The organism is Flaviramulus basaltis, from assembly GCF_900114265.1.
GTDB lineage: Bacteria > Bacteroidota > Bacteroidia > Flavobacteriales > Flavobacteriaceae > Flaviramulus > Flaviramulus basaltis.
This window is the reverse complement of record NZ_FPKV01000002.1, coordinates 699,144-719,723: the sequence shown is the minus strand read 5'-3', so window position 1 is coordinate 719,723 and position 20,580 is coordinate 699,144. Positions and strand designations below refer to the sequence as shown.

Annotated in this window: 25 protein-coding genes; 14 read left to right on the top strand and 11 right to left on the bottom strand. The window is 26.9% G+C overall.

Going from position 1 to position 20,580, the window contains the following annotated elements; translation table 11 throughout:
• Window positions 1–58: 58 nt before the first annotated feature.
• From BT151_RS09755 to BT151_RS09705, 10 genes are all read right to left on the bottom strand, one after another.
• Window positions 59–778 (bottom strand): peroxiredoxin, encoded by a 720-nt coding sequence (locus tag BT151_RS09755; RefSeq protein WP_072401663.1) that lies wholly within the window; start codon window positions 776–778, stop codon window positions 59–61.
• Between the two features lie 150 nt (window positions 779–928).
• Window positions 929–1,147 carry a heavy metal transporter gene (locus BT151_RS09750; protein ID WP_072401661.1) on the bottom strand — a complete coding sequence of 73 codons (219 nt, stop codon included), beginning with the start codon at window positions 1,145–1,147 and terminating at the stop codon, window positions 929–931.
• 172 nt (window positions 1,148–1,319) lie between these two features.
• On the bottom strand, window positions 1,320–2,237 hold the full coding sequence (locus BT151_RS09745) for a mechanosensitive ion channel family protein (RefSeq protein ID WP_072401659.1): 918 nt from the start codon (window positions 2,235–2,237) through the stop codon (window positions 1,320–1,322).
• A gap of 9 nt (window positions 2,238–2,246) precedes the next feature.
• Window positions 2,247–2,543, bottom strand: a complete 297-nt coding sequence (locus BT151_RS09740) for a chaperone modulator CbpM (protein ID WP_084647919.1) — start codon at window positions 2,541–2,543, stop codon at window positions 2,247–2,249.
• Between the two features lie 2 nt (window positions 2,544–2,545).
• On the bottom strand, window positions 2,546–3,430 hold the full coding sequence (locus BT151_RS09735) for a DnaJ C-terminal domain-containing protein (RefSeq protein ID WP_072401655.1): 885 nt from the start codon (window positions 3,428–3,430) through the stop codon (window positions 2,546–2,548).
• Window positions 3,431–3,643 (bottom strand): hypothetical protein, encoded by a 213-nt coding sequence (locus tag BT151_RS09730; protein ID WP_072401653.1) that lies wholly within the window; start codon window positions 3,641–3,643, stop codon window positions 3,431–3,433.
• Window positions 3,644–3,991: 348 nt separating this feature from the next.
• The gene (locus BT151_RS09720) at window positions 3,992–5,077 is read right to left on the bottom strand and encodes a site-2 protease family protein (protein ID WP_072402629.1); all 1,086 of its coding nucleotides are present in this window, start codon (window positions 5,075–5,077) and stop codon (window positions 3,992–3,994) included.
• The gene (locus BT151_RS09715) at window positions 5,074–5,676 is read right to left on the bottom strand and encodes a WG repeat-containing protein (RefSeq protein ID WP_072401651.1); all 603 of its coding nucleotides are present in this window, start codon (window positions 5,674–5,676) and stop codon (window positions 5,074–5,076) included. Before BT151_RS09715 ends, BT151_RS09720 begins: the two co-directional genes overlap by 4 nt.
• A 79-nt stretch (window positions 5,677–5,755) precedes the next feature.
• On the bottom strand, window positions 5,756–6,055 hold the full coding sequence (gene trxA, locus BT151_RS09710) for a thioredoxin (protein ID WP_072401649.1): 300 nt from the start codon (window positions 6,053–6,055) through the stop codon (window positions 5,756–5,758).
• Window positions 6,045–6,461 carry a hypothetical protein gene (locus BT151_RS09705; RefSeq protein WP_072401647.1) on the bottom strand — a complete coding sequence of 139 codons (417 nt, stop codon included), beginning with the start codon at window positions 6,459–6,461 and terminating at the stop codon, window positions 6,045–6,047. Before BT151_RS09705 ends, trxA begins: the two co-directional genes overlap by 11 nt.
• Before the next feature lie 138 nt (window positions 6,462–6,599).
• Between BT151_RS09705 and BT151_RS09700 the strand changes: the two genes are divergently transcribed.
• The 14 genes from BT151_RS09700 to BT151_RS09630 all read left to right on the top strand — a co-directional run bounded on the left by BT151_RS09700 (window position 6,600) and on the right by BT151_RS09630 (window position 19,700).
• Window positions 6,600–7,844: a PAS domain-containing sensor histidine kinase gene (locus tag BT151_RS09700; RefSeq protein WP_072401645.1), complete on the top strand. Its 1,245-nt coding sequence runs from the start codon at window positions 6,600–6,602 to the stop codon at window positions 7,842–7,844.
• Between the two features lie 14 nt (window positions 7,845–7,858).
• Window positions 7,859–8,914: a response regulator gene (locus BT151_RS09695; RefSeq protein WP_072401643.1), complete on the top strand. Its 1,056-nt coding sequence runs from the start codon at window positions 7,859–7,861 to the stop codon at window positions 8,912–8,914.
• A gap of 86 nt (window positions 8,915–9,000) precedes the next feature.
• Window positions 9,001–9,840 carry a universal stress protein gene (locus BT151_RS09690; RefSeq protein WP_072401641.1) on the top strand — a complete coding sequence of 280 codons (840 nt, stop codon included), beginning with the start codon at window positions 9,001–9,003 and terminating at the stop codon, window positions 9,838–9,840.
• 1,101 nt (window positions 9,841–10,941) lie between these two features.
• Window positions 10,942–11,796 (top strand): universal stress protein, encoded by an 855-nt coding sequence (locus BT151_RS09680; protein ID WP_072401640.1) that lies wholly within the window; start codon window positions 10,942–10,944, stop codon window positions 11,794–11,796.
• A 16-nt stretch (window positions 11,797–11,812) separates the two neighbouring features.
• Entirely contained in the window at window positions 11,813–12,661 is an 849-nt protein-coding gene (locus tag BT151_RS09675) for a universal stress protein (protein ID WP_072402628.1), read from the top strand.
• A gap of 6 nt (window positions 12,662–12,667) precedes the next feature.
• Window positions 12,668–13,498 (top strand): universal stress protein, encoded by an 831-nt coding sequence (locus BT151_RS09670; RefSeq protein WP_072401638.1) that lies wholly within the window; start codon window positions 12,668–12,670, stop codon window positions 13,496–13,498.
• A gap of 70 nt (window positions 13,499–13,568) precedes the next feature.
• Window positions 13,569–14,423, top strand: coding sequence for a universal stress protein (locus tag BT151_RS09665; RefSeq protein ID WP_072401637.1), 855 nt, complete (start codon window positions 13,569–13,571; stop codon window positions 14,421–14,423).
• 21 nt (window positions 14,424–14,444) lie between these two features.
• Window positions 14,445–15,287, top strand: a complete 843-nt coding sequence (locus tag BT151_RS09660; protein ID WP_072401635.1) for a restriction endonuclease — start codon at window positions 14,445–14,447, stop codon at window positions 15,285–15,287.
• 11 nt (window positions 15,288–15,298) lie between these two features.
• Entirely contained in the window at window positions 15,299–16,672 is a 1,374-nt protein-coding gene (locus tag BT151_RS09655) for an MBL fold metallo-hydrolase RNA specificity domain-containing protein (RefSeq protein ID WP_072401633.1), read from the top strand.
• 18 nt (window positions 16,673–16,690) lie between these two features.
• Complete coding sequence (locus tag BT151_RS09650) at window positions 16,691–17,107, top strand: hypothetical protein (protein WP_072401631.1); 417 nt, start codon at window positions 16,691–16,693, stop codon at window positions 17,105–17,107.
• Between the two features lie 108 nt (window positions 17,108–17,215).
• Window positions 17,216–17,746 carry an Hsp20/alpha crystallin family protein gene (locus BT151_RS09645; RefSeq protein WP_245794777.1) on the top strand — a complete coding sequence of 177 codons (531 nt, stop codon included), beginning with the start codon at window positions 17,216–17,218 and terminating at the stop codon, window positions 17,744–17,746.
• Between the two features lie 72 nt (window positions 17,747–17,818).
• On the top strand, window positions 17,819–18,262 hold the full coding sequence (locus tag BT151_RS09640; RefSeq protein ID WP_072401630.1) for a hypothetical protein: 444 nt from the start codon (window positions 17,819–17,821) through the stop codon (window positions 18,260–18,262).
• Window positions 18,263–18,274: 12 nt separating this feature from the next.
• Window positions 18,275–18,943 (top strand): hypothetical protein, encoded by a 669-nt coding sequence (locus BT151_RS09635; protein ID WP_072401629.1) that lies wholly within the window; start codon window positions 18,275–18,277, stop codon window positions 18,941–18,943.
• A gap of 28 nt (window positions 18,944–18,971) precedes the next feature.
• On the top strand, window positions 18,972–19,700 hold the full coding sequence (locus BT151_RS09630; protein ID WP_072401628.1) for a sulfite exporter TauE/SafE family protein: 729 nt from the start codon (window positions 18,972–18,974) through the stop codon (window positions 19,698–19,700).
• 19 nt (window positions 19,701–19,719) lie between these two features.
• Here the strand turns inward: BT151_RS09630 and BT151_RS09625 are convergent, their stop codons facing one another.
• Complete coding sequence (locus BT151_RS09625) at window positions 19,720–19,872, bottom strand: SsrA-binding protein (RefSeq protein WP_072401626.1); 153 nt, start codon at window positions 19,870–19,872, stop codon at window positions 19,720–19,722.
• Between the last annotated feature and the right edge of the window lie 708 nt (window positions 19,873–20,580).

Genomic DNA, 20,580 nt, shown 5'->3' with positions numbered 1-20,580 from the left:
CATCTAAAAAAAAAGAGCCTTAAATTTAAGGCTCTTTTTTATCAAATTAAATAGTAGTTTACTTTTTAAGTATTTCCTTTAAAACTAAATCTTTATCCAGTTTTTTAGTACAAAAGAACCAATCTTTACAGTCTAATTCTTCTGTTGAGGTCATTCTTTCTTCTGCAACGCCACAAGAACCTGCTGGAGAAATAATAACATCATCTCCTGGGTTCCAATCTGCAGGGGTTGCAACATTAAAAGCATCAGAGGTTTGCATAGCGACTAAGGCTCTGTAAATTTCATCAAAATTTCTTCCTAAACTTAATGGATAATAAATGACGGCTCTAATAATAGATTTTTGATCCACAAAAAACACTGCTCTTACGGCTTGTGTTTTACTTTCTCCTGGTTGAATCATTCCATATTTTTTGGCTACATTCATTGTTATATCTTCAATTAAAGGGAATTTTACTTCAATGTTTTTCATTCCATTAAATTCAATTTTATCCTTAATTGTTCTTAACCAAGCAATGTGACTGTATAAACCATCTATGGATAATCCAATAAGTTTACAATTTGCCTTGGCAAATTTTTCTTCCATATAAGCAAATGTCATAAATTCTGAAGTGCATACTGGTGTAAAATCTGCTGGATGACTAAATAAAATAGACCACTCTCCAGCATAATCTTCAGGGTAATTAATTTCTCCTTGTGTTGTTACGGCCGTAAAAGAAGGAGCTTTATCTCCAATTCTTGGCATAGATACGACTTCTTGCTCTTGTTGTATTGTTTCCATTTTGTATGTTTTAATTTCAAGCTAAATTAATTTATGAGTTATATCATAAGTGTGATATTTGTTACACTAACCATGTTTTTTTATTATAAATGTATAGGCTTTCTTTATGAATTTTTTCATTTTTCGACCTGTATTGGGTTTTGCTTTTACCTATAATTTATTATCTGCTCCTAAAACAGGATAACCAATTATTGAAAGAATGTGTTTTGCCCTATCAAAATCATGATGTGTATAATAATCAAATGATACTGTTTCTTCATCTTGGTCAACTTCAACTCCAGAAATATTTTTTACTTCAGAAAGTTTATTAACTATAGTTACTTTGCAAGCATCATATTTTAGATTTTGTATATGTACTTTTGTTCTCATTGATTTATTTTTAAATTAAAGATATATGGTTATATAAAAAACCGCAATGATATTCATCAGTTGGAGTAACAAAAAAGTTTGCAGTTTACTAATTTTGAACAGGCTTTTTCTTAATGTTAATATATGCCTCATGAGCAGTGATATTGATAGATTAAAGTCTAATTAAATTTAACTAGATTTCGTTTTTAGTATTTCGTTTTATGTTAACTTTTAATTCTGGAATTTTAATAAGCTCTAAAGTTGTAGAGGCTAAAACTACTTTACCTTTTGATTTTTCAACTTCTGCATGAATTTTATCATTTAAACTATGCTTAGTAAAGCGTCTTTTCTTGTAATCAACAATATACCTTAAGTTAAACTGTATCCAGTTATCTGTTAATGTAATGGCTAGTGTTGGGTCTACCATGGCATCTTCTATGTAATATTTATTTACAACTTCTTTCCATTGCGATTTAGAGTTTGTAGTATATTCAGAGAGTGTTTCAGAAGCAATTTTAATGACTATGGATTTTGCTAATTCCATATCTGAACCATATTTAATAGGTAAATTAAACTCATCCCAAATAAAAGGGAAGTCTTGCGAGTAATTATAAATAGGACCCTTAAAAACAAAAGCATTGCTTAGTTTTACTATTCTACCAGAATAATTATCGCTGCTTACCCATTGACCAATTTCCATCATAGTAGTATAAATACTATCCACATCTATAACGTCTCCTTTAATACCATTAATTTCAATTCTATCTCCTGGTTTATATACCTTAACAATAAAAATATATAATGAGCCTGCAATACTTAAAATAAGCTCTTGAAGCGTAAAAGCAATTCCCGCTGTAAATAAGCCAATAGCAAGTGTGAAGTCTTTAATACTACCTGTGAAGTATGAGAGTGACAGCAGGATTAGAACTATATAGCCAATAATTTCTATACCTTTTTGAGATTTGTAGCGTAGGGAAGTATCTGTAACTTGTTTTCTTAAAAAACGTCTTATTAGTTGAATTAAAATTAGTACAAAAGCAACTAATAAAATATACTTAAAAACATTGTATAGTGTAGGGTTTTCTGAAAGCCATTTTTTTATTGGTTCCATTTTAATATATTATAAATCTTCGTAAAGTCTTAATCTGTTATGAAGCATTGTTATTTCTTGCTTTAAAGATTTAACTTGTTTAAGTAGATTGTAAATAGCGTCTACACCTTCTATATTAATATCTAAATCATAGTGTAAACGAATCATTTTTTCAACTTCCTTTATTTGTTTGTTATGTATATAAAAACCCTCGTTTTCAACTATAATTTCTATTAGCTGAAATTCTTGTAGTGTATTTATAAAGGAAACCGGAATTTTATATTGATTGCATAGTATTTGAATAGGTATTAAATCTTGTGTTTCCATTATTAACGTAGTTTTTGTAACTCTTTAATTAATGTTTTTTCTTTTTCAGAAAGGTCAGTAGGGATTTTTATTTGGTAGGTAATATATAAGTCACCAAATTGATCTTCTTTTTTATACTTAGTGAATCCTTTTCCTTTAAGTTTTACTTGAGTTCCGTTTTGAGTTTCTGGTTTTATATTTAGTTTTACCTTTCCATTAAAAGTATCAACCATAAATTCTCCTCCTAATAAGGCTTTATATAAATCTAAATCTATAGTTACATAAAGATTGTCTTTGTCTCTTTTAAATTTTGAATGGTTTAAAACAGAAAACTGGATATACAAATCACCATTTGGACCACCATTAACACCTTTTCCTCCGTGTCCTTTTATTTTTATTGTTTGTCCGTTTTCTATACCTGCAGGAATGGTTATTCTAATGTTTTTATTATTAACCGTTAAGGTGCGTTTATGTGATGTATAAACATCTTTTAGATCAAGCTGTAATTCGGCATTAAAATCTTGACCTCTAAATTTTACTTGTCTGCTACTACCTGTTGAAGCTCTACCACCAAACATATTTCCGAAAAAGTCTGAAAAGTCTTCTTCTGAATATCCACCTGAAGAGCCTTGATAATTTTGTTGATATTGTTCTTGCTGTTTTGCTTTTTCGTATTCTTCGGCATGTTGCCAATGCTCGCCATATTTGTCGTATTTTTTTCTGTTTTCAGGATTACTTAAAACTTCATTGGCTTCATTAATTTCTTTAAACTTCTTTTCCGCAAGCTTATCATTTGGATTTAAATCAGGATGGTGTTTTCTAGCTAATTTTCTATATGCTTTTTTTATATCAGCCTCTGATGCAGTTTTTGAAACACCTAATGTTTTATAATAATCTATATAAGCCATCTACTTATTTTTATGGATTTCAATATGATGTTCTAATAAATGGCGTAAGCTTTCTAAATAATCTTCCATTACTTGAGTATTAATATCTGGATGATTTATAGAGGGCATAGTTAAAGGCGTTTCTTCTAAAAATGTATACAACTCAGGGTACTGAGTTTCTATTAAAGTAGTTAACTTAGTTATTTTGTTTTCTATGATTTGTAATTTATTCATTACTTTTCTAATTATTAGAGGTTTAAAATTAAAAGTAACTTTGAAAGGGCTAATTATAAATGACGAATATTAGGTCTTATAAAACTTGATTCTTGTTACTAATTTACCTCATTTTTTTTTAAAAACGCATAAATGTTATGATATAATTTTACCATCTTCCATAGTAATAATTCTATCTGTTTTTTTGCTAAATCTTCGTCATGAGTAACAACTAGTAGAGATTAATCTTGTTTATTACTAAGTTGTTCGAAAATATTAAAAACATTTTCAGAGTTATGACTATTTAAATTGCCTTTAGGTTCGTCTCCCATAATTATTGAAGGGTTGTTAATTAAATTATCTTCATATTTAATAGGATAATTTAGCTTGTAATAAAATATACTCATTAAGGTTGGTAGCATCAATAACTCCAACAAGTTTTTCTTTATTAACTACAGGTATGAATGACTTTTCTTTGGTAAAAACAATATTATATATTTCTTTAAGATCATCTGTATGCTTAACTGTTTTAAAATCAGTATCCATAACATCTTTTACCAAAACATTTTTATTAGAGTTATCTATTATGTTTTTATGATATAAAATGCCTTTTATTTCATAGTCTTTTAAAACTATAAAGTTGGCTTCTGTACTTGAAATTATTTTATTTACTACTAAATCTATAGAATCTTCAGGACTAAAAGTTGTCATATTAATTATCATAGCATCTTCTACATTATGTCCTTTAAGTAAAGCCAAATGTTGTACTATTTGATTTTCGCCATAAGCACCTAAAAAAATAAAAAGCGCAATTAAAACTAAAAAAGGATTGTATAATAAGCCTAATAGTAGAAAAATAACTGCAATAAATTGACCAATGCTTGATGCTATTTGAGTTGCTTTAACACGATTCATTTTCATGGCTAAGATTGCTCTTAAAATTCGACCACCATCCATAGGGAAAGCAGGAATTATATTAAAGACAACCAAACCAATATTTACTATAAATAAAAAGAAAAGAAAATTTTTGAATGTAAGACTCATTAATACCTCAAAGGTTTCTGTGAAATTTAAATGCATAAATTCATTTACAGGAACAATAAAATAGATAATTAATGCAATAATAATATTAACCAAAGGACCAGCTAATGTTACTAATAATTCTTCTTTAGGCGATTCTGGAATTCGCTCCAAACTTGCCAGACCACCAATAGGTAGTAGGGTTATTTTTGTTGTGCTAATGCCAAAACGTTTAGCGGTTAAAGCATGTCCTAATTCATGTAATACAACACATGCAAAAACGGCGAAAATTAGTGCTATATTAAATAAAATACTATTTGTAGTACTACCACGTTTTAGCTCACTGAAAACTATCCATGCTATTAAAAAAAAGAATGTCCAATGCACTTTTATTTTAATTCCGAAAACTGTACCTAAATTTAAATTTGCTTTCATTTTATAGATTGAATAAACCATTTCTCATTTTTATTCATGGTAGACACTAAATTATTTGAAATAATTTTGGATATTATTTTTGGTGGTTTGTCAAGAAATTTTTTGTCTAAGAAGATATTAATACCTTCTGGATTTAAATATTTTTTTATGTTTCCCTCAGCATCAATTATTACTTCAAAGTATTTATTATACACTACTGGTTTTTCTAATATATCGTTATTGCCAACTGTTCTTTTTATTAACTCTAAAACCAAAGCTTGGTTGTTATTAAAATTTAAAGCATTAAGGAATTTAGGTTCTATTACAGTTTTACCTGTTTTATCAATATAACCAAAGTATATAATTCCTTGTTTAGTTTCAGAAATTAAACAACGATTATCTTTAAAAATAGGGTAGTGTTGTCCTTCTATTTTAGTTAAAACTAAATCATCTCTAAAAGCAATACTAACATCACCTTTATCATTTATAAAACCCCATGAATTATCTTTTTTAACAGCTGCTACATTATCATTAAAAGGAGCTACAAAATCTAATTCTTCTGTTGTTTGTGAAAACATAAAAACAGGAATTATTAACAGTATAATTAATAGTTTTTTCATGACATATATTTTTAATAATAGTCTAAAAATATAGTCTTTATTCTTATTATAAAATGATATTCCTCATGAGGAAGAGATTTTACAGATGCTGTTTTACTATAGAAATAATATCATTTTTTTGCAGTACACCAGATTGTCTCCATATTTGATTACCATTTTTAAAAAGTATCATGGTTGGTACACCACGTACTTGATATTTAGCAGCTAGAGTTTGATTTTTGTCAACATCAATTTTTATTATTTTTATTGAATCTGTGAGGTCTTTTTTTACTTCTTTTAAAATTGGAGCTAGCAGTTTACATGGTCCACACCAACCAGCAAAAAAGTCGACCAAAATTATTTTGTTAGTATCTAAAATGTTATCAAAACTACTTTTCATTTTTTTGTATTTGTTTTTTAAACTCTAAATTTAGTTTTGCTATCATTATGAGTTCAGATTTATTAATACTTGAAAAACTATAAGCAATAGCATTTACGGTTTTTAAAATAAGTGTTTTAATATTATTTGTAAATAGTTTTTCGTTGTTATTTTTATATATTAAAAAATCTTTAAACCATTTTTCAGGATTTAATTTTTTGTTCTTATTTAACCAATCAAAAACAATCTTAATTTGATAAACATCTTTAGGACCAAAATTATCAAGTAATACCCATTCTTTTTTTACAATATCTTTAAATTTATGATACTCTTCTTCTTCCACATTTTTATCTGCAGAAGCTATAGCATAAAACAATTTACCAATAGCTTGATAAAAATCAAAACTATATTTTTTAATAGTGGACATCTATTTTAATCTAAGATTAAGATTATAAATTTAAAAGTTTTAAAATTGTTTAATTATGATTTTAATCATGAATTGTATTATAATTCCTAATTAAAAGCACTATTTTTAATGCTTTTAAAAATATTTATAAAGAGGCTTATGTTTCAACAAGATCAAGAGATTTTTAATATTTTATTGGATGCAGTTTCTGAGGGAGTTTTGGTTGTTGATACAAATCAAAATATCATGGAAACTAATTCTGCTTTAGAAACTATTTTTGGTTACAAAAACAAGGAACTTATAGGGCAACCTTTACAAGTTTTGATACCACACCGATATCATGAAAATCATGGAAGTCATTTTGCTGGTTTTATGAAAAATCGTGAGCGTAGACAAATGGGAAAAGGAAGAGATCTTTATGGTGTACGTAAAGACGGTACAAATTTTTCAATAGAAATAGGACTTAACCCTTTTGAGGTTTATGGACACACATATGTTATGGCATTGGTAATTGATATTTCTGAACGTAAAAAACAAGAAATTCAAATTTATGAATTAAATGCTCGATTAGAAGAAAAGGTAGCTAACCGTACCAAGGTTTTAAATAATACATTAAGTGAATTGAAAGTGGCTAATAAGCACCTTAAAACTGAAAATGTAAAACGAATAGAAGCCGAAGAAGAAACAAAAAAGGCATTAAAGAAAGAGATAGAACTTAACGAGTTAAAAACAAAATTTTTATCATTAGTGTCGCATGAATTTAAAACACCCTTAACAGGTATTTTAACATCCGCAATGTTATTAGGTAAATATCAATTAACAGAACAACAGGAAAAAAGGGACAAGCATTTAAAAACAATTACAGATAAAGTGCAATACCTAAATAATATTTTAAATGATTTTCTATCAGTTGAGAAGTTAGAAACAGGAAAAGTAAATTATAATTTTAGCGAGTTTAAGCTTAGTAAAATAGTTAACGAAGTTGTTTATAATTGTAATATGTTGTTAAAGGAAGGGCAGCAAATTAAATACCCTGAAAATGTTGATGATATATCGTTATTTCAAGACGAAAAAATTATTGAATTAGCATTATCAAATTTAGTACATAATGCTATTAAATATTCGCCAGAAAATACCATTATACACTTAAAGGTAAACCAAAGTGGAGGTATAACCACACTTATAGTTAAAGATGAAGGGATGGGAATTCCAGAAAAAGATCAAAAGAATATATTTAATCGTTATTTTAGAGCAGGAAACGCTTTGCTTACTCAAGGAACCGGAATAGGATTAAATATTGTAAAATCTCATTTAGAAAACTTGCAAGGTTCTATAGAATTTGAAAGTAAAGAAGGTAAAGGAACTGAAGTTACAATTAAAGTACCTAATAAAGCTATTTTATAAAGAAGTCTAGACTTATGAAAAAAATTTTATTAATAGAAGATGATACCGTTTTAAGGGAAAACACAGCAGAACTTTTAGAATTATCTAACTACTCAGTAACAACAGCTCCAAATGGGAGAGAAGGATTTAATATAGCAAAAAGTAATTTGCCAGATATAATTGTTTGTGATATAATGATGCCAGAATTAGATGGTTATGGTGTATTGGAAGCTCTTGGTAAAAGTGAAGAAACAAAATATATTCCTTTTATATTTTTATCTGCAAAAACAGAGCGTAAAGATGTTAGGAAAGGCATGGATCTTGGGGCAGATGATTATATTACAAAACCATTTAACGAGGCAGAACTTATAAGTGCTATAGAAAGTAGATTAGCAAAAGCAGCTATTTTAAGAGATGAAAGAACTAGCCTTATTATTAAGCAAAGTGAAACTTCTCAAGATGATTTAAAAACACTAAACGATTTAAAAAACTTTTTTGATGACAATGGTAAAACATTTCATCATATTAAAGGTGATATTATTTATACAGAAGGACATAATTCTAACTACATATATTTAATTAGAGAAGGGATTGTTAAAAATCACAAAATTGATGAAGATGGTAAGGAATTAATAACAGCTTTGTATAAAGAAGATGACTTATTTGGGTACACCTCCTTCACTCAAAATTTGCCTTATCAAGAATCTGCTACTGCCATTAATGATGCAGAACTTGTAGGTATTTCAAAACATGAGTTAAAGGACATTTTAGAAAACAACCATAAAATAACATTAGAGCTCATTCAATTACTTACAGATAATCTTACTACGGTTAAAAATCAATTGTTAGAAATGGCTTATAGTTCGGTAAATAAAAAAACAGCAACAACCATACTTAGGTTTGCTGAAAAATTAAATAAAACACCAAATGATCCTATTAAGATTTCAAGAAATGATCTAGCAAGTGTTGCAGGAGTAGCATCTGAAACATTTATTAGAACTTTATCAAAATTCAAAAAAGAAGGACTTATTGAAGTAGAAGGTAGAAACATCAAAATTCTCAATCTTAATAAACTTAAGCAAATATACTAAGTATTTCGATTTGGTTTTCAACATGACCAAAATCATGTTATATAAAATTTCTTGAATATACTTTTGTTGTAATAAGTTATATTGCAATGAAAAATATTTTAATCCCTACAGATTTTTCTGAAAATTCATGGAATGCTATTGAGTATGCTCTCAATTTTTTTGAAAAACATTCCTGCAATTTCTATTTATTACATGTTACTACTGTTAGTAATTTAGTCTATTCAGAAAGTAGTTATATTCCATCTCAAAATCATATTGAAGATACCTTAATTAAACCATCAAAAGTAAAATTAAAAAAATTTTTAAAACGTATTAGTGGTTTACCATTAAAAGCAAATCACCGTTTTTTTACTCTAACAGATTATAACTTTTTTATTGAATCCATTAGAAATCATGTTGAAGAGAAAAGAATTGATCTTATTGTTATTGGAACAAAAGGAGCAACAGGTTTAAAAAAGTTAATAATAGGTAGTAATGCAGCAAGTGTTATAACTAGGGTAAAATGTACAACCCTAGTGGTTCCAGAAAACGCAAAGTTTGTAAAACCAAAAGAAATAGCATTCCCAACAGATTTTTCGGCTTTCTATTCTTCAGGGTTACTAAATCCAATACTTGAAATTTTAGATTTATTAAAAGCCTCTATAAGGGTGTTGCATATAAATAAACGTGATTATAAACTAAATAATGATCAGCAAAAAAATAAAGAATATTTAGAAGATTATTTTAACAAATACACAAGTAGCTTCCATTTTTTAACAAATAAACACATTGAATCAGCTATACAGTGTTTTGTTGAAAGTAGAGATATAAATTTAATAGTGATGGTTGCAAAAAACTTAAATTATTTTCAACGTATATTATTCAATCCTTTAGTTGAAGAGATAAGTTACCATACAGACATACCTTTTTTAGTACTACATGAATAAAAACTTAAGTTATGGAAAATACATCTGTTTTTTAGCAAAATTTTGGGGCTGGTATCTAATTGTGTTTTTTGTAATATTAAGTTTTAACCCTAAGCGTATAAGATAAATTTTTTTAGAATTAAAAGATGGAAAATTTCTTACAATTACTTCTTTTATTGCTATAATTGTTGGACTGCTAAATATTTTATTTCATAATGTATGGGAGCCAAACTGGAAACTTATTATTACGGTTATAGGTTGGGTAGCACTATTTATAGGATTATGTTTATTTGTTTTTCCAAAGCGAACAGTTTCTTTTTTAGAATTCATTAATATAAAATTTGTTCAAGTAATATATATATTGCTTTTTCTTACAGGGCTTTTTTTACTAAATATAGCATATGGTTTAGTGCCCTATTAAGTTAAAAAAGTTTTCCCTTTTTATATGTTTATAAAAAATATATTATTTGAAACTATATGGAAATGATAAGAATCAATTTTTAGATTTAAACCTATAATTTTAATATAAAAATGTTAAAAGAACCTAAGTTTAAATTTTTTTTTGTATAACTGATTAATGTCATAGTTTTTTTAATATTCCTAATATAAATTAGTACTATTATTTATTATACGTTCTTTAAGAGTTGGTTACAAAAATCTAAAAGGTCTATAAATTTTTTGTAGACGGCAAAAGAGTTTAAAATTATTATTTAGCTAAGTGTTTAACATTTTTTTGTTAGAAAGGAAATGTTTTTTATCAAGTTTGAATAATAGAATTAAATTCTTTGATGAAACAGGAAGTTTCGACTTCCTGTTTCTATTTAAAAAAAACAGACTTTGCTGCTGTAACTAGGTGAAATCTTGATAGAGTGTTTTTGAGGTTATTATAATGTAATTGTATTATCTTTTTTTTGGGGATATTTGTGTTATTATTAACAGAACAATATAATTATAGAATGATAAAATTAAAAATTCAAGAGAAACGGTAAAACTTTAAGTTTTGCCGTTTTTTGTTTTTAAAATCTATTTTATTAATAAAATAAGACAGATGTCTGATTAATATCATTTTTTTTCCATTATAGACTTACTACTTTTAAGTTGTTAGTTATAAATAGCTTAGAAATGAGAAAGATATTAATTCCAACAGATTTTTCGGTAAATGCAATGAATGCTATTAGCTATGCATTGCAACTTTTTAAGTATGAGGTTAGTATTATTTATTTCATGCATGCTTATCAAGATGATATTTATATTAATGAAACCTTATTAACAAGAGAAACATTAAGTGAGGTTACAAGAATAGTTGGTGAGCAGTCTAAAAAACAATTAGAAGATCTATTAAAACAGGTTAAAGAAAAGTATCCTAATCCCAGATTTACATATCGTATTATATGTTCTAATAATCTACTAGTAGATGAAGCAGATAATATTGTTAATGAAGAAAATATTGACATTATTGTCATGGGTACAAAAGGTAAAACCAATGAAAGGAAATTAACTTTTGGTAGCCATACATTGCAAGTATTAAAATATGTAGAATGCCCTATTTTGTCGATTCCTAGTAATTGTAATTATGCTAAGCCAAAACATGTATTGTTCCCTACAAATTATTTAATCCCTTTTAAAAGAAGAGAGTTGAAATTATTGTGTGAAATGACATCTCCTTTTAGAGCAAATATAGATGTGCTTTATGTATCAAAAAGCAATAAGTTATCCTTAAGACAAGAGGATAATAAGGCATTTTTAAAAGAAACACTTTGTAAAAATGATATTAACTTTTATACTATTAACAACAAACATATTACAGACACTATTAATACTTATATCTCAGAAAACAAAATTAATATGCTTGTTATGGTTAACACAAGACATTCACATTTAGAAAATATATTATTTCAATCACCCATTGATAAAATAAGTTTAAATATTAGCATTCCATTTTTGGCTTTGCAAAATATTAAGCGTGTTAGTTTATAATTTAAAAATTAAAGTCATGAAAAAAATACTCCTTCCCACAGATTTTTCAGAGAACTCATGGAATGCTATTAAATATGCTTTACAATTATATAAAGATGAGGTTTGCACGTTTTATTTACTTAATACTTATACACCTATAGTATACCATATTGAATATGTTTTAGTTAATCCATCTCAATTTGGATTAAACGATGCTGTTCGAGAAACTTCAATTAAAAATGTAAATAATATCTATAAAAAAATTCAAAGCAACTATAAAAATTCTAACCATAATTTCGAAAAAATATCTGTTTTTAATTCCTTAATTCCAGAAATTAAAGACCAAGTAAAAAATAATGATATAGACCTAATAGTTATGGGTACAAAAGGAGCTACAGGAGCAAAAGAGGTGCTTTTTGGGTCGAATACCGTTCATGTATTAAATCAAGTAAAATGCCCAGTTTTAGCAATTCCAGATGATTTTAATTATGAAAAACCACATGAACTACTATTTGCCACAGATTATGAAGTTAAGTTTAAAGATATACACTTAAAACCAATACTTGAAATTGCTAAAACACATACCTCTAGAGTTCATGTGCTTCATGCATCTTATGGCTATGATTTATCTGAAAACCAAGAAAAAAACAAACAGATTTTAGAAAAAAAATCACAAAAAAAAGCAATCCTTTTTCATAATATAAGTAATCAGAATGTTGAAGATGCCATTGAGAATTTTCAAATAAAAAATAAAATAAATATGTTGATTATGGTTAATAATAAACATTATTTTTTTGAGAATTTATTCTTTAAGAGGGTAATTAATCACATAGGATTTCATTTAAAAATTCCATTTTTAGTAATTCCATCAATAATTGATAAATAATAAATCATGAAAAAAATACTTCTCCCCACCGATTTTTCAGATAATGCCTGGAGTGCTATAGTTTATGCTTTAAAATTATATAAAGATGAATCATGTGTTTTTTATTTTTTGCACTCAACAAAATTGAAGGCAATGTCTTCTAGAACTTATATAACAAGCAGTTTTATAGAATCCATTAATGAAGAGGCAATGAAAGAAATTTTAGCTTTAAAAGAGTTGGTAGAAACATCTGATGCAAACACAAATCATGAATTTGAAATAATTATAAGTTCAAACGATTTAATAAGTGCTATTAAAAGAATTGTTAAAGAAAGTAATATAGATTTGGTTATTATGGGTACTAAAGGGGTAACTGGAGCTAATGAGTTTTTCTTTGGCACTAATACCATGCGTATTATAAAAAACGTTAAACTTTGTCCAGTTTTAATAATACCAGAAGAGTACGATTTTACTACACCATCTCAAATAGCTTTCCCTACAGATTATAATCGCTTTTATAGCAATAAAGAATTAAAACCATTAAAGGAATTAGCAGATTTATATGACTCTAAAATAAGAATTATGCACATTAATATTCAAAAGGAACTCAATGATGTTCAGGAATATAACTTAATGATGCTAAAAGGTTATTTAAATAATTATAATCATACGTTTCATTGGATACCAGATTACTCAAAAAAAGAAATAGAAATTAAAGATTTTATTGAAGAGCTAGAAATAAACATACTTGTTATGGTAAATTATAAACACAGTTTTATTGAAAATATTATAAATGAACCTGTGATTAAAAAGATTGGATTTCATCCAACAGTGCCTTTTTTAGTAGTACCTTGTTAAGTTGATTTTTATCATTTCATCAAGGTTTTATAGATATTACATTTAATAATAAATATTAAAAAGAAAAGTGATGAAACATAATGTATTATTACCCACAGATTTTTCGAAAAACGCATGGCATGCTTTACTTTATGCTTTAGAATTATATAAAAATGAACATTGTAATTTTTATGTACTTAACGTTTTTTCTGCCACATCCAATGTTATAGATAGTTTAATTAATATGGAGCCAGGAAGTGCTTTATATGAAGAATCCAAATTAAATTCTGAGAACGGATTGGCAAAAGTATTAGATACTATTGCTTTTAGAGATAATAAAAATTCTAAACATAATTTTATACCAATAACAACATTTAATAGTGCTTTAGAAGCTATAAAAAATATAGTTGAAGAAAAGGACATAGAAATTATTGTTATGGGAACTAGAGGTGAGACAAACTCTAGAAAAACTGTTTATGGAAGTACAGCTTTAAGTGTTATGGAAAAAGTGAGAAACTGTGCTGTAATTGTTGTACCAGAACAAGCAAACCACAATTTACCTAAAGAAATAGTATTTCCAACTAGCTATAAAACACATTTTAAAAGACGTGAATTAAAGTATTTGGTAGATGTTGCTAAAACGTGTAATGCCGCAATACGCATCTTACATATTTCAAAAGAGGGTAAGCTAGATAAAAAGCAGCTTGAAAACAAAAAACTTTTAGAAGCTATTTTTGAAAGTGTTGAGTACTCATTTCATACTTTAAGATATGTGGAAATACCTACGGGTATTAACTGTTTTGTAGAAAGTAGAGATAGTGATATGGTGGCTTTTATTAATAAAAAGCATAAGTTTTTTGGAAGCATATTAACACAGCCATTAGTAAAAGACATAACATATCATTCAGCTGTACCTATATTGGTTATGCACGATTTAAGAAACTAAAAAAAATATTATTTCTAAAACATGAATGCTAGCTCAGTTGATATTATTAAATCTTCTGGTGATTATGTTAAATTTTCATTAGAAAAACTCCGCAGTTCACTTAAACGAACAGGTGCAGATAACACCTTAGTTGAAACAATAATTGAAACTGTAGTAGGGGAGTTGTATCAAGGCATTTCAACAAAAGAAATTTATAATAGAGCATTTGCTTTACTTAAAAAAAAGAAAAGTTATTTGGCATCAAAATACAAGCTTAAAAATGCTATTTATGAATTAGGACCCACTGGTTTTCCTTTTGAACGTTTTGTAGGAGCAATTTTAAAATATTCAGGATATAATATAGAAGTTGGTAAAATTATACAAGGTAAATGTGTTAAACATGAAATAGATGTTATAGCAACCAAGAATAATGAAACTCATATAATAGAATGTAAATTTCATGGTGAGCAAGGATTAAATTGTAATGTTAAAATTCCATTATATATAAATTCAAGATATCAAGATGTAAAAGCAAATGGTGATTTTAATTTAGAAAATAACACAATACTGTCAAAAGGTTGGGTCGTAACAAATACAAGATTTACAGAAGATGCTTTAGTTTATGGTAACTGTGTTGGATTATACTTGTTAAGTTGGGATTGCCCAAAAAATAATGGTTTAAAAGATAGAATAGATAGGTTAAGATTGTATCCAATTACAGTATCTACTTTGTTAAGCAATCGAGAAAAACAATTTTTATTAAGTAGAGATGTAGTACTGTGTAGGGAATTAATTGGAGATGTTTTTTACCTAGATCATTTGGGGATTTCAGATACTAGAAAACAAAAAATTCTTAATGAAATAAAACAACTCTGTAATCAATAAAATTTAAAAAGATGATTGATTATGCAAAAGTTCATTTTTTAGGAGCAGCAGCTACCGTAACAGGTTCAAAATTTCTTATTGAAGCTTTTAATAAAAAAATTCTTATTGATTGTGGAATGTTTCAAGGGCTTAAAGAATTACGCGAACTTAATTGGAATAATTTGTCTGTAAATGTTGCAAGTATAGATATCGTCTTGCTCACGCATGGACATCTAGATCATGTTGGATATTTACCAAAATTATTAAAACAAGGTTTTGTTGGAAAAATTATTGGTACTGCACCTACATTAGCCATTGCTGAAATTATTCTTAAAGATAGTGCTAAAATACATGAGGAAGAAGCTGAAAAAGCTAATAAAGAAAAATACTCTAAGCACAATCCAGCTCTACCATTTTACACTTTAAAAGATGCAGAAAAAACAATACGATTGTTTCAAGTTGAGATAGAAGATAAATGGGTAAGCTTGTCTAACCAAATATCCTATCGTTTTCAATTTAACGGACATATAATTGGTTCAACATTTATAGAGTTAGATATAAACGGAAAACGTCTTGTGTTTTCAGGAGATATTGGAAGAAACAACGATTATTTATTAGACGACCCCAAAAAGCCAGAATGGGCAGATTATTTATTCATTGAAAGCACTTACGGAGATAAACTACATCCAAAAGAAGATTTAGAAATAATACTAGTTTCTTTAATAAAAGATATTATTAATAAAAAAGGGAATCTTATTATTCCAAGTTTCGCGGTAGAGCGGCTCCAAACACTTATGTATATTCTTTGGAAATTATATGAAAAAAATAAAATTCCTAATATTCCAATTTTTGTAGATAGCCCTATGGGAAATAATGTTTTACAAGTTTTTAAACGTTTCCCTAAATGGCATAAATTATCTAATGCAGATTATAATGCCATGTGTAATCATGTAAATATTATTCAATCTTATAAAGAAACTTGGGAAACTATTGATGATAAAAGATCTAAAATTATAATAGCAGGTAGCGGTATGGTTACGGGAGGTAGGGTATTAACATATTTACAACAATTTATAGATGAAACCTCTACAACTGTTTTGTTAGTGGGTTATCAGGCAGAAGGGACTAGAGGGCGTCAATTATTAGAAGGCACACACGAGATTAAGTTTTTTGGTAAGTATTATTCTGTAAAAGCTAGTATTAAAAGCATTGAAAGCTTATCGGCACATGCAGATCAAAATGACCTAATAAATTGGTTAAGTGCAATTAAAAATGTTCCAGAAAAAACATTTCTAATTCATGGAGAATCATCAGCTGCTAATGTCTTCAGAATAAAATTAAAAGATACGTTTGGTTGGCAAGTTAGTTGCCCTAAATTAAATGATGTAGAAAGATTAATTATATAATAATAAAAGAGAATAATCATGAAAACTATTCCAGATTTTAAAAGTTTTAATAGAGATAAAACAATGGAAGAATTGGAGTATAATACAAAAAAATGGAAAAACCAAATTGATTTTTTACAAATTGATTTTGTCTTTTTAAAAAGCTTAATAGATTCAGATATTTATAATTCGGGCATTATTAATTTATTTGAGACTTTGCAATTATATAAAACTGAAATTCAAAATGTAATTATAGACTGTAAAGAAGTTTTAAATAAATTAATATCTCACGAGGAACATATTAAAATATATCTGGAGTGTGACGATATAGATTGCGATTACTTTTTTATAGAAACACATGTAAAAATAGAATACAATGTAGAGCTTCTTGTAAAAAAGTCTAATAATTTAAAAACGCAAATATTTGAATACATTAAAAGTGTTATTATAAAATGATAGTAGGAAAAATTGTTTGCTAAACTGATTAATATCATTTCATAAGATATTACATATCATTAAGTTAGTGTTGCTATATAAATAAGTTTAACTTAAAATAATAATATTATGACAACATTAATGAAACGTAGAAAACGAAACCTGTCATCACCTTTTGATAACAGATTAGTAACTCCATGGAGTGGTAACAGTTTCCTAAGACCATGGGGAGAAAGATTATTTCCTTCTAATTTTGATAGTTTAAATAGTCTTACAAGATTTGATAATCTTTTTAACAATGATTTCTTTGAAAATGATAGTCTTTTACCAGCTATGAATGTAAAAGAACATGATAAAGATTTTGAAATAGAGTTTGCAGCTCCTGGTTTTAATAAAAAAGATTTTGAAGTTACCATCCAAGAAGAAGTACTTCGTGTTTGTGGTGAAAAAGAGGTAGAAGAAGAGCAAAAAGAAGATGATTATTCCCGTAAGGAATTTAGTTATAAATCTTTCAAAAGATCAATGATGCTTCCTCCATCTGTAGATTTAGAACAAGACATAAAAGCATCTTATAAAAATGGCATTTTAAATGTTAAGCTATTAAAAAAAGAAGAAATTATACAACAAGAGGCGCCTAAAAAAGTTATTCAAGTTAATTAATTTCTATTCAAGCAGAAAGCAATATATCTTCAAAATATTACTTTCTGCTTTTTAATTTTTTAAAATATTATTATGAAAACAAAACGAATTAAAGCAAAATACGAAGCTTGGTTAAGTACAGAAATCATACATAATGATTCACGTAAATGGTTGTCTGAATTAATGTTTGTAAAAGATGAGCAACTATTTTTTGATGATTTAGTTAAATCATATACACTACAACTTATAGACTCTAAATATTTTGCAAAGAGTAAAATAATTGTAGAACAATTGAGCGCATTACAAAAAGAAACCAATATGTTGATTGATACCATAATAATACATGAAAGAGGGCTTGAAGTCATGGTAGATGGTATAAATCAAATTGATGAAGAGAATGCCTATAAAGATGAACACGGAAAACTCATTATTGAGGTAAGTGAATTTTTAAAAAAGAACAGAACATTAAAGACTCAATTATTTTCACTTATAAAAGGTATTATAAAAGAAGGTAAACAGAAAAGGCTACTTCAATAGAAAAAAAATAAAATGAAATTTATAAAAATAATAGCGTTATGTTTTTTAATAATTAGTTGTTCAACAACAGAGTTGGTTGAAAACTGGAAAAATCCAGATATAGATGTTTATTATCCTAATAAAGTTTTATTAGTTGGTATGACCTCTAATCTACAAGCAAGACAAAAGTTTGAAATGCAATTAAAAGATGAATATGAATCTAGAGGAGTAGAAGCTATAATGAGCTTTGGTTTTTTTGAGACTTCATTTACTACTGAAAAGAAAACAGAAGAAGAGCTTAAAGCACTCGAAAACAATCTTATTAATGATGGATTTGATACTATTTTATTTACAAAAGTAATTGGTGTACAAGATAAAATTGCATACAGAAAAGACTATGATGGATATGATAGTACCCATAGAAGATTTAGAGAAGATTATTTAAAATATCAAGATGCATTTTACAATCCAGAATATTATGAAGAATATACTATCTATAAAACAGAAACATCGATGTACTGTATATGTCCGACTAAGGAACGAGAACTTATTTGGAAAGGATATATAGATATTACAGATCCGGAATCAATAAATGAAACTGTAAATGACTATGTTAGATTGGTTGTTGTTGTTTTAGAAGAGCAACAACTTATACAACCTGTTACAGTGGAAAATATAATAAATGAAGAGGCTATTAAATAATACTTATTTATAATTATCAAGACAAATTTTGCTAACTAGATATCTTCCTATTTTCATAATACTTTCTCTTATAGCAGAAATACTTGGTACTATAGGAGGCTTTGGTTCATCAGTGTTTTTTGTTCCCATTGCTAATTTTTTTTTCGATTTTCAGTCTGTTTTAGGTATAACAGCTTTGTATCATTTATCTAGTAATGTGTCTAAGATTGTTCTGTTTAAAAAAGGGCTAGATAAAAAAATTGTGGTTTCTTTAGGTATTCCTGCTATTCTATTTGTTTCGTTGGGCGCCTATTTTAGCCAATATTTTAATCCTAAAGTATTAACATATATTTTAGGATTATTTTTAATAATCTTAAGCTTATTGTTTTTGATTTTTAAACAATTAAAAATTCTTCCAAAAACAAAAAATGCAATTATTGGAGGGGCACTTTCTGGTTTAAGTGCTGGGCTTTTAGGAACTGGTGGTGCTATAAGAGGTATAACATTAGCTGCTTTTAAAATGGATAAAAACAAATTTATAGCAACATCAGCTGTTATAGATTTAGGTGTAGATTTTAGCAGAACTATTGTGTATTACTTTAATGGTTATATGCATAAACACGATTTGTATTTAGTCCCTATTTTAATTCTGGTAAGTGTTTTTGGAACTTGGATTGGAAAAAAAACACTTGATAATGTTTCTCAAGAACAGTTTAGAGGATTTGTTCTTTTTTTAATTTTAATAGTTGGTATTATAAGTGTAGTTTCTAACATTTAGCTTATTAAAATTGTAAATATTAATCCAAAGCATTTTTTGTTATGTACAAACGCCAACCAATAATGGCTAATTGTAGTTTGGTTGCTTTTGATAAATCTAATTGTTTTTTTGAGTAACTAGGTAAGATTGTTTTGTTAACCTTAGCTAAAAATTTGAAAACTTGTTTTTTCACTTTAATATGTTTCTTAATACAAAAATAGTAAAACTTATTCTAGACTAAGTTTTACTAGTAGTTAATTCATATTAATGAAATAATAAATAAAATTATATCAATTAAAAGTTTGGCAAGTGTTATCATAATTTTTGGTTTTATAGGGTTAAAAAAACAGACTGATTAGGTAATGTTTTTTGAAGATATATATTAACCAATATTCCTACCAAACGTTTTTATTAAAATCTATAATTTTGAATGCTAATTTGTAAGTAAAAAAATAGTATTGCTTTTAATATTTAAGTGAATCGCTTTATTGAAGTTTTAAATTTTAAATTAAAAGTTATATTTAATTTCATTTTGTAACAATTATAAGGCATTTTTTATGTATTTTTTTTAAACCAAGGGAGCTTTCATTTTCTAATTGTAGTTTTTTGTGTGTTTTATCTTTTTAATAGAAAGATTTTTAACTAATAATTTAAAGATATGAGTAAGCTATTAAATTGTTTTTTATGTATGTTTTTGAGAAAAAATATTAGAAAAGAATAAACTTAAGTATCTGTTATCTTATTTTACTACAATATCACACAATAGGATTTTATGACTAAGATTTTAATTTACCTTAAAGGTAAATATGAGTTTCTTTTAATTTGAAGTGGCTGAGTAAAGTTTTTATCAAAATAGTTAAAAAGAGAATAGAATTAAAAAATATAATAGAGACTGTAATTA

Excerpts from the sequence above, each read along its gene's own strand:
- BT151_RS09755 (WP_072401663.1), bottom strand. The coding sequence starts at position 778 with ATGGAAACAATACAACAAGAGCAAGAAGTCGTATCTATGCCAAGAATT.
- BT151_RS09750 (WP_072401661.1), bottom strand. The coding sequence starts at position 1,147 with ATGAGAACAAAAGTACATATACAAAATCTAAAATATGATGCTTGCAAA.
- BT151_RS09745 (WP_072401659.1), bottom strand. The coding sequence starts at position 2,237 with ATGGAACCAATAAAAAAATGGCTTTCAGAAAACCCTACACTATACAAT.
- BT151_RS09740 (WP_084647919.1), bottom strand. The coding sequence starts at position 2,543 with ATGGAAACACAAGATTTAATACCTATTCAAATACTATGCAATCAATAT.
- BT151_RS09735 (WP_072401655.1), bottom strand. The coding sequence starts at position 3,430 with ATGGCTTATATAGATTATTATAAAACATTAGGTGTTTCAAAAACTGCA.
- BT151_RS09730 (WP_072401653.1), bottom strand. The coding sequence starts at position 3,643 with ATGAATAAATTACAAATCATAGAAAACAAAATAACTAAGTTAACTACT.
- BT151_RS09720 (WP_072402629.1), bottom strand. The coding sequence starts at position 5,077 with ATGAAAGCAAATTTAAATTTAGGTACAGTTTTCGGAATTAAAATAAAA.
- BT151_RS09715 (WP_072401651.1), bottom strand. The coding sequence starts at position 5,676 with ATGAAAAAACTATTAATTATACTGTTAATAATTCCTGTTTTTATGTTT.
- trxA (WP_072401649.1), bottom strand. The coding sequence starts at position 6,055 with ATGAAAAGTAGTTTTGATAACATTTTAGATACTAACAAAATAATTTTG.
- BT151_RS09705 (WP_072401647.1), bottom strand. The coding sequence starts at position 6,461 with ATGTCCACTATTAAAAAATATAGTTTTGATTTTTATCAAGCTATTGGT.
- BT151_RS09700 (WP_072401645.1), top strand. The coding sequence starts at position 6,600 with ATGTTTCAACAAGATCAAGAGATTTTTAATATTTTATTGGATGCAGTT.
- BT151_RS09695 (WP_072401643.1), top strand. The coding sequence starts at position 7,859 with ATGAAAAAAATTTTATTAATAGAAGATGATACCGTTTTAAGGGAAAAC.
- BT151_RS09690 (WP_072401641.1), top strand. The coding sequence starts at position 9,001 with ATGAAAAATATTTTAATCCCTACAGATTTTTCTGAAAATTCATGGAAT.
- BT151_RS09680 (WP_072401640.1), top strand. The coding sequence starts at position 10,942 with ATGAGAAAGATATTAATTCCAACAGATTTTTCGGTAAATGCAATGAAT.
- BT151_RS09675 (WP_072402628.1), top strand. The coding sequence starts at position 11,813 with ATGAAAAAAATACTCCTTCCCACAGATTTTTCAGAGAACTCATGGAAT.
- BT151_RS09670 (WP_072401638.1), top strand. The coding sequence starts at position 12,668 with ATGAAAAAAATACTTCTCCCCACCGATTTTTCAGATAATGCCTGGAGT.
- BT151_RS09665 (WP_072401637.1), top strand. The coding sequence starts at position 13,569 with ATGAAACATAATGTATTATTACCCACAGATTTTTCGAAAAACGCATGG.
- BT151_RS09660 (WP_072401635.1), top strand. The coding sequence starts at position 14,445 with ATGAATGCTAGCTCAGTTGATATTATTAAATCTTCTGGTGATTATGTT.
- BT151_RS09655 (WP_072401633.1), top strand. The coding sequence starts at position 15,299 with ATGATTGATTATGCAAAAGTTCATTTTTTAGGAGCAGCAGCTACCGTA.
- BT151_RS09650 (WP_072401631.1), top strand. The coding sequence starts at position 16,691 with ATGAAAACTATTCCAGATTTTAAAAGTTTTAATAGAGATAAAACAATG.
- BT151_RS09645 (WP_245794777.1), top strand. The coding sequence starts at position 17,216 with ATGACAACATTAATGAAACGTAGAAAACGAAACCTGTCATCACCTTTT.
- BT151_RS09640 (WP_072401630.1), top strand. The coding sequence starts at position 17,819 with ATGAAAACAAAACGAATTAAAGCAAAATACGAAGCTTGGTTAAGTACA.
- BT151_RS09635 (WP_072401629.1), top strand. The coding sequence starts at position 18,275 with ATGAAATTTATAAAAATAATAGCGTTATGTTTTTTAATAATTAGTTGT.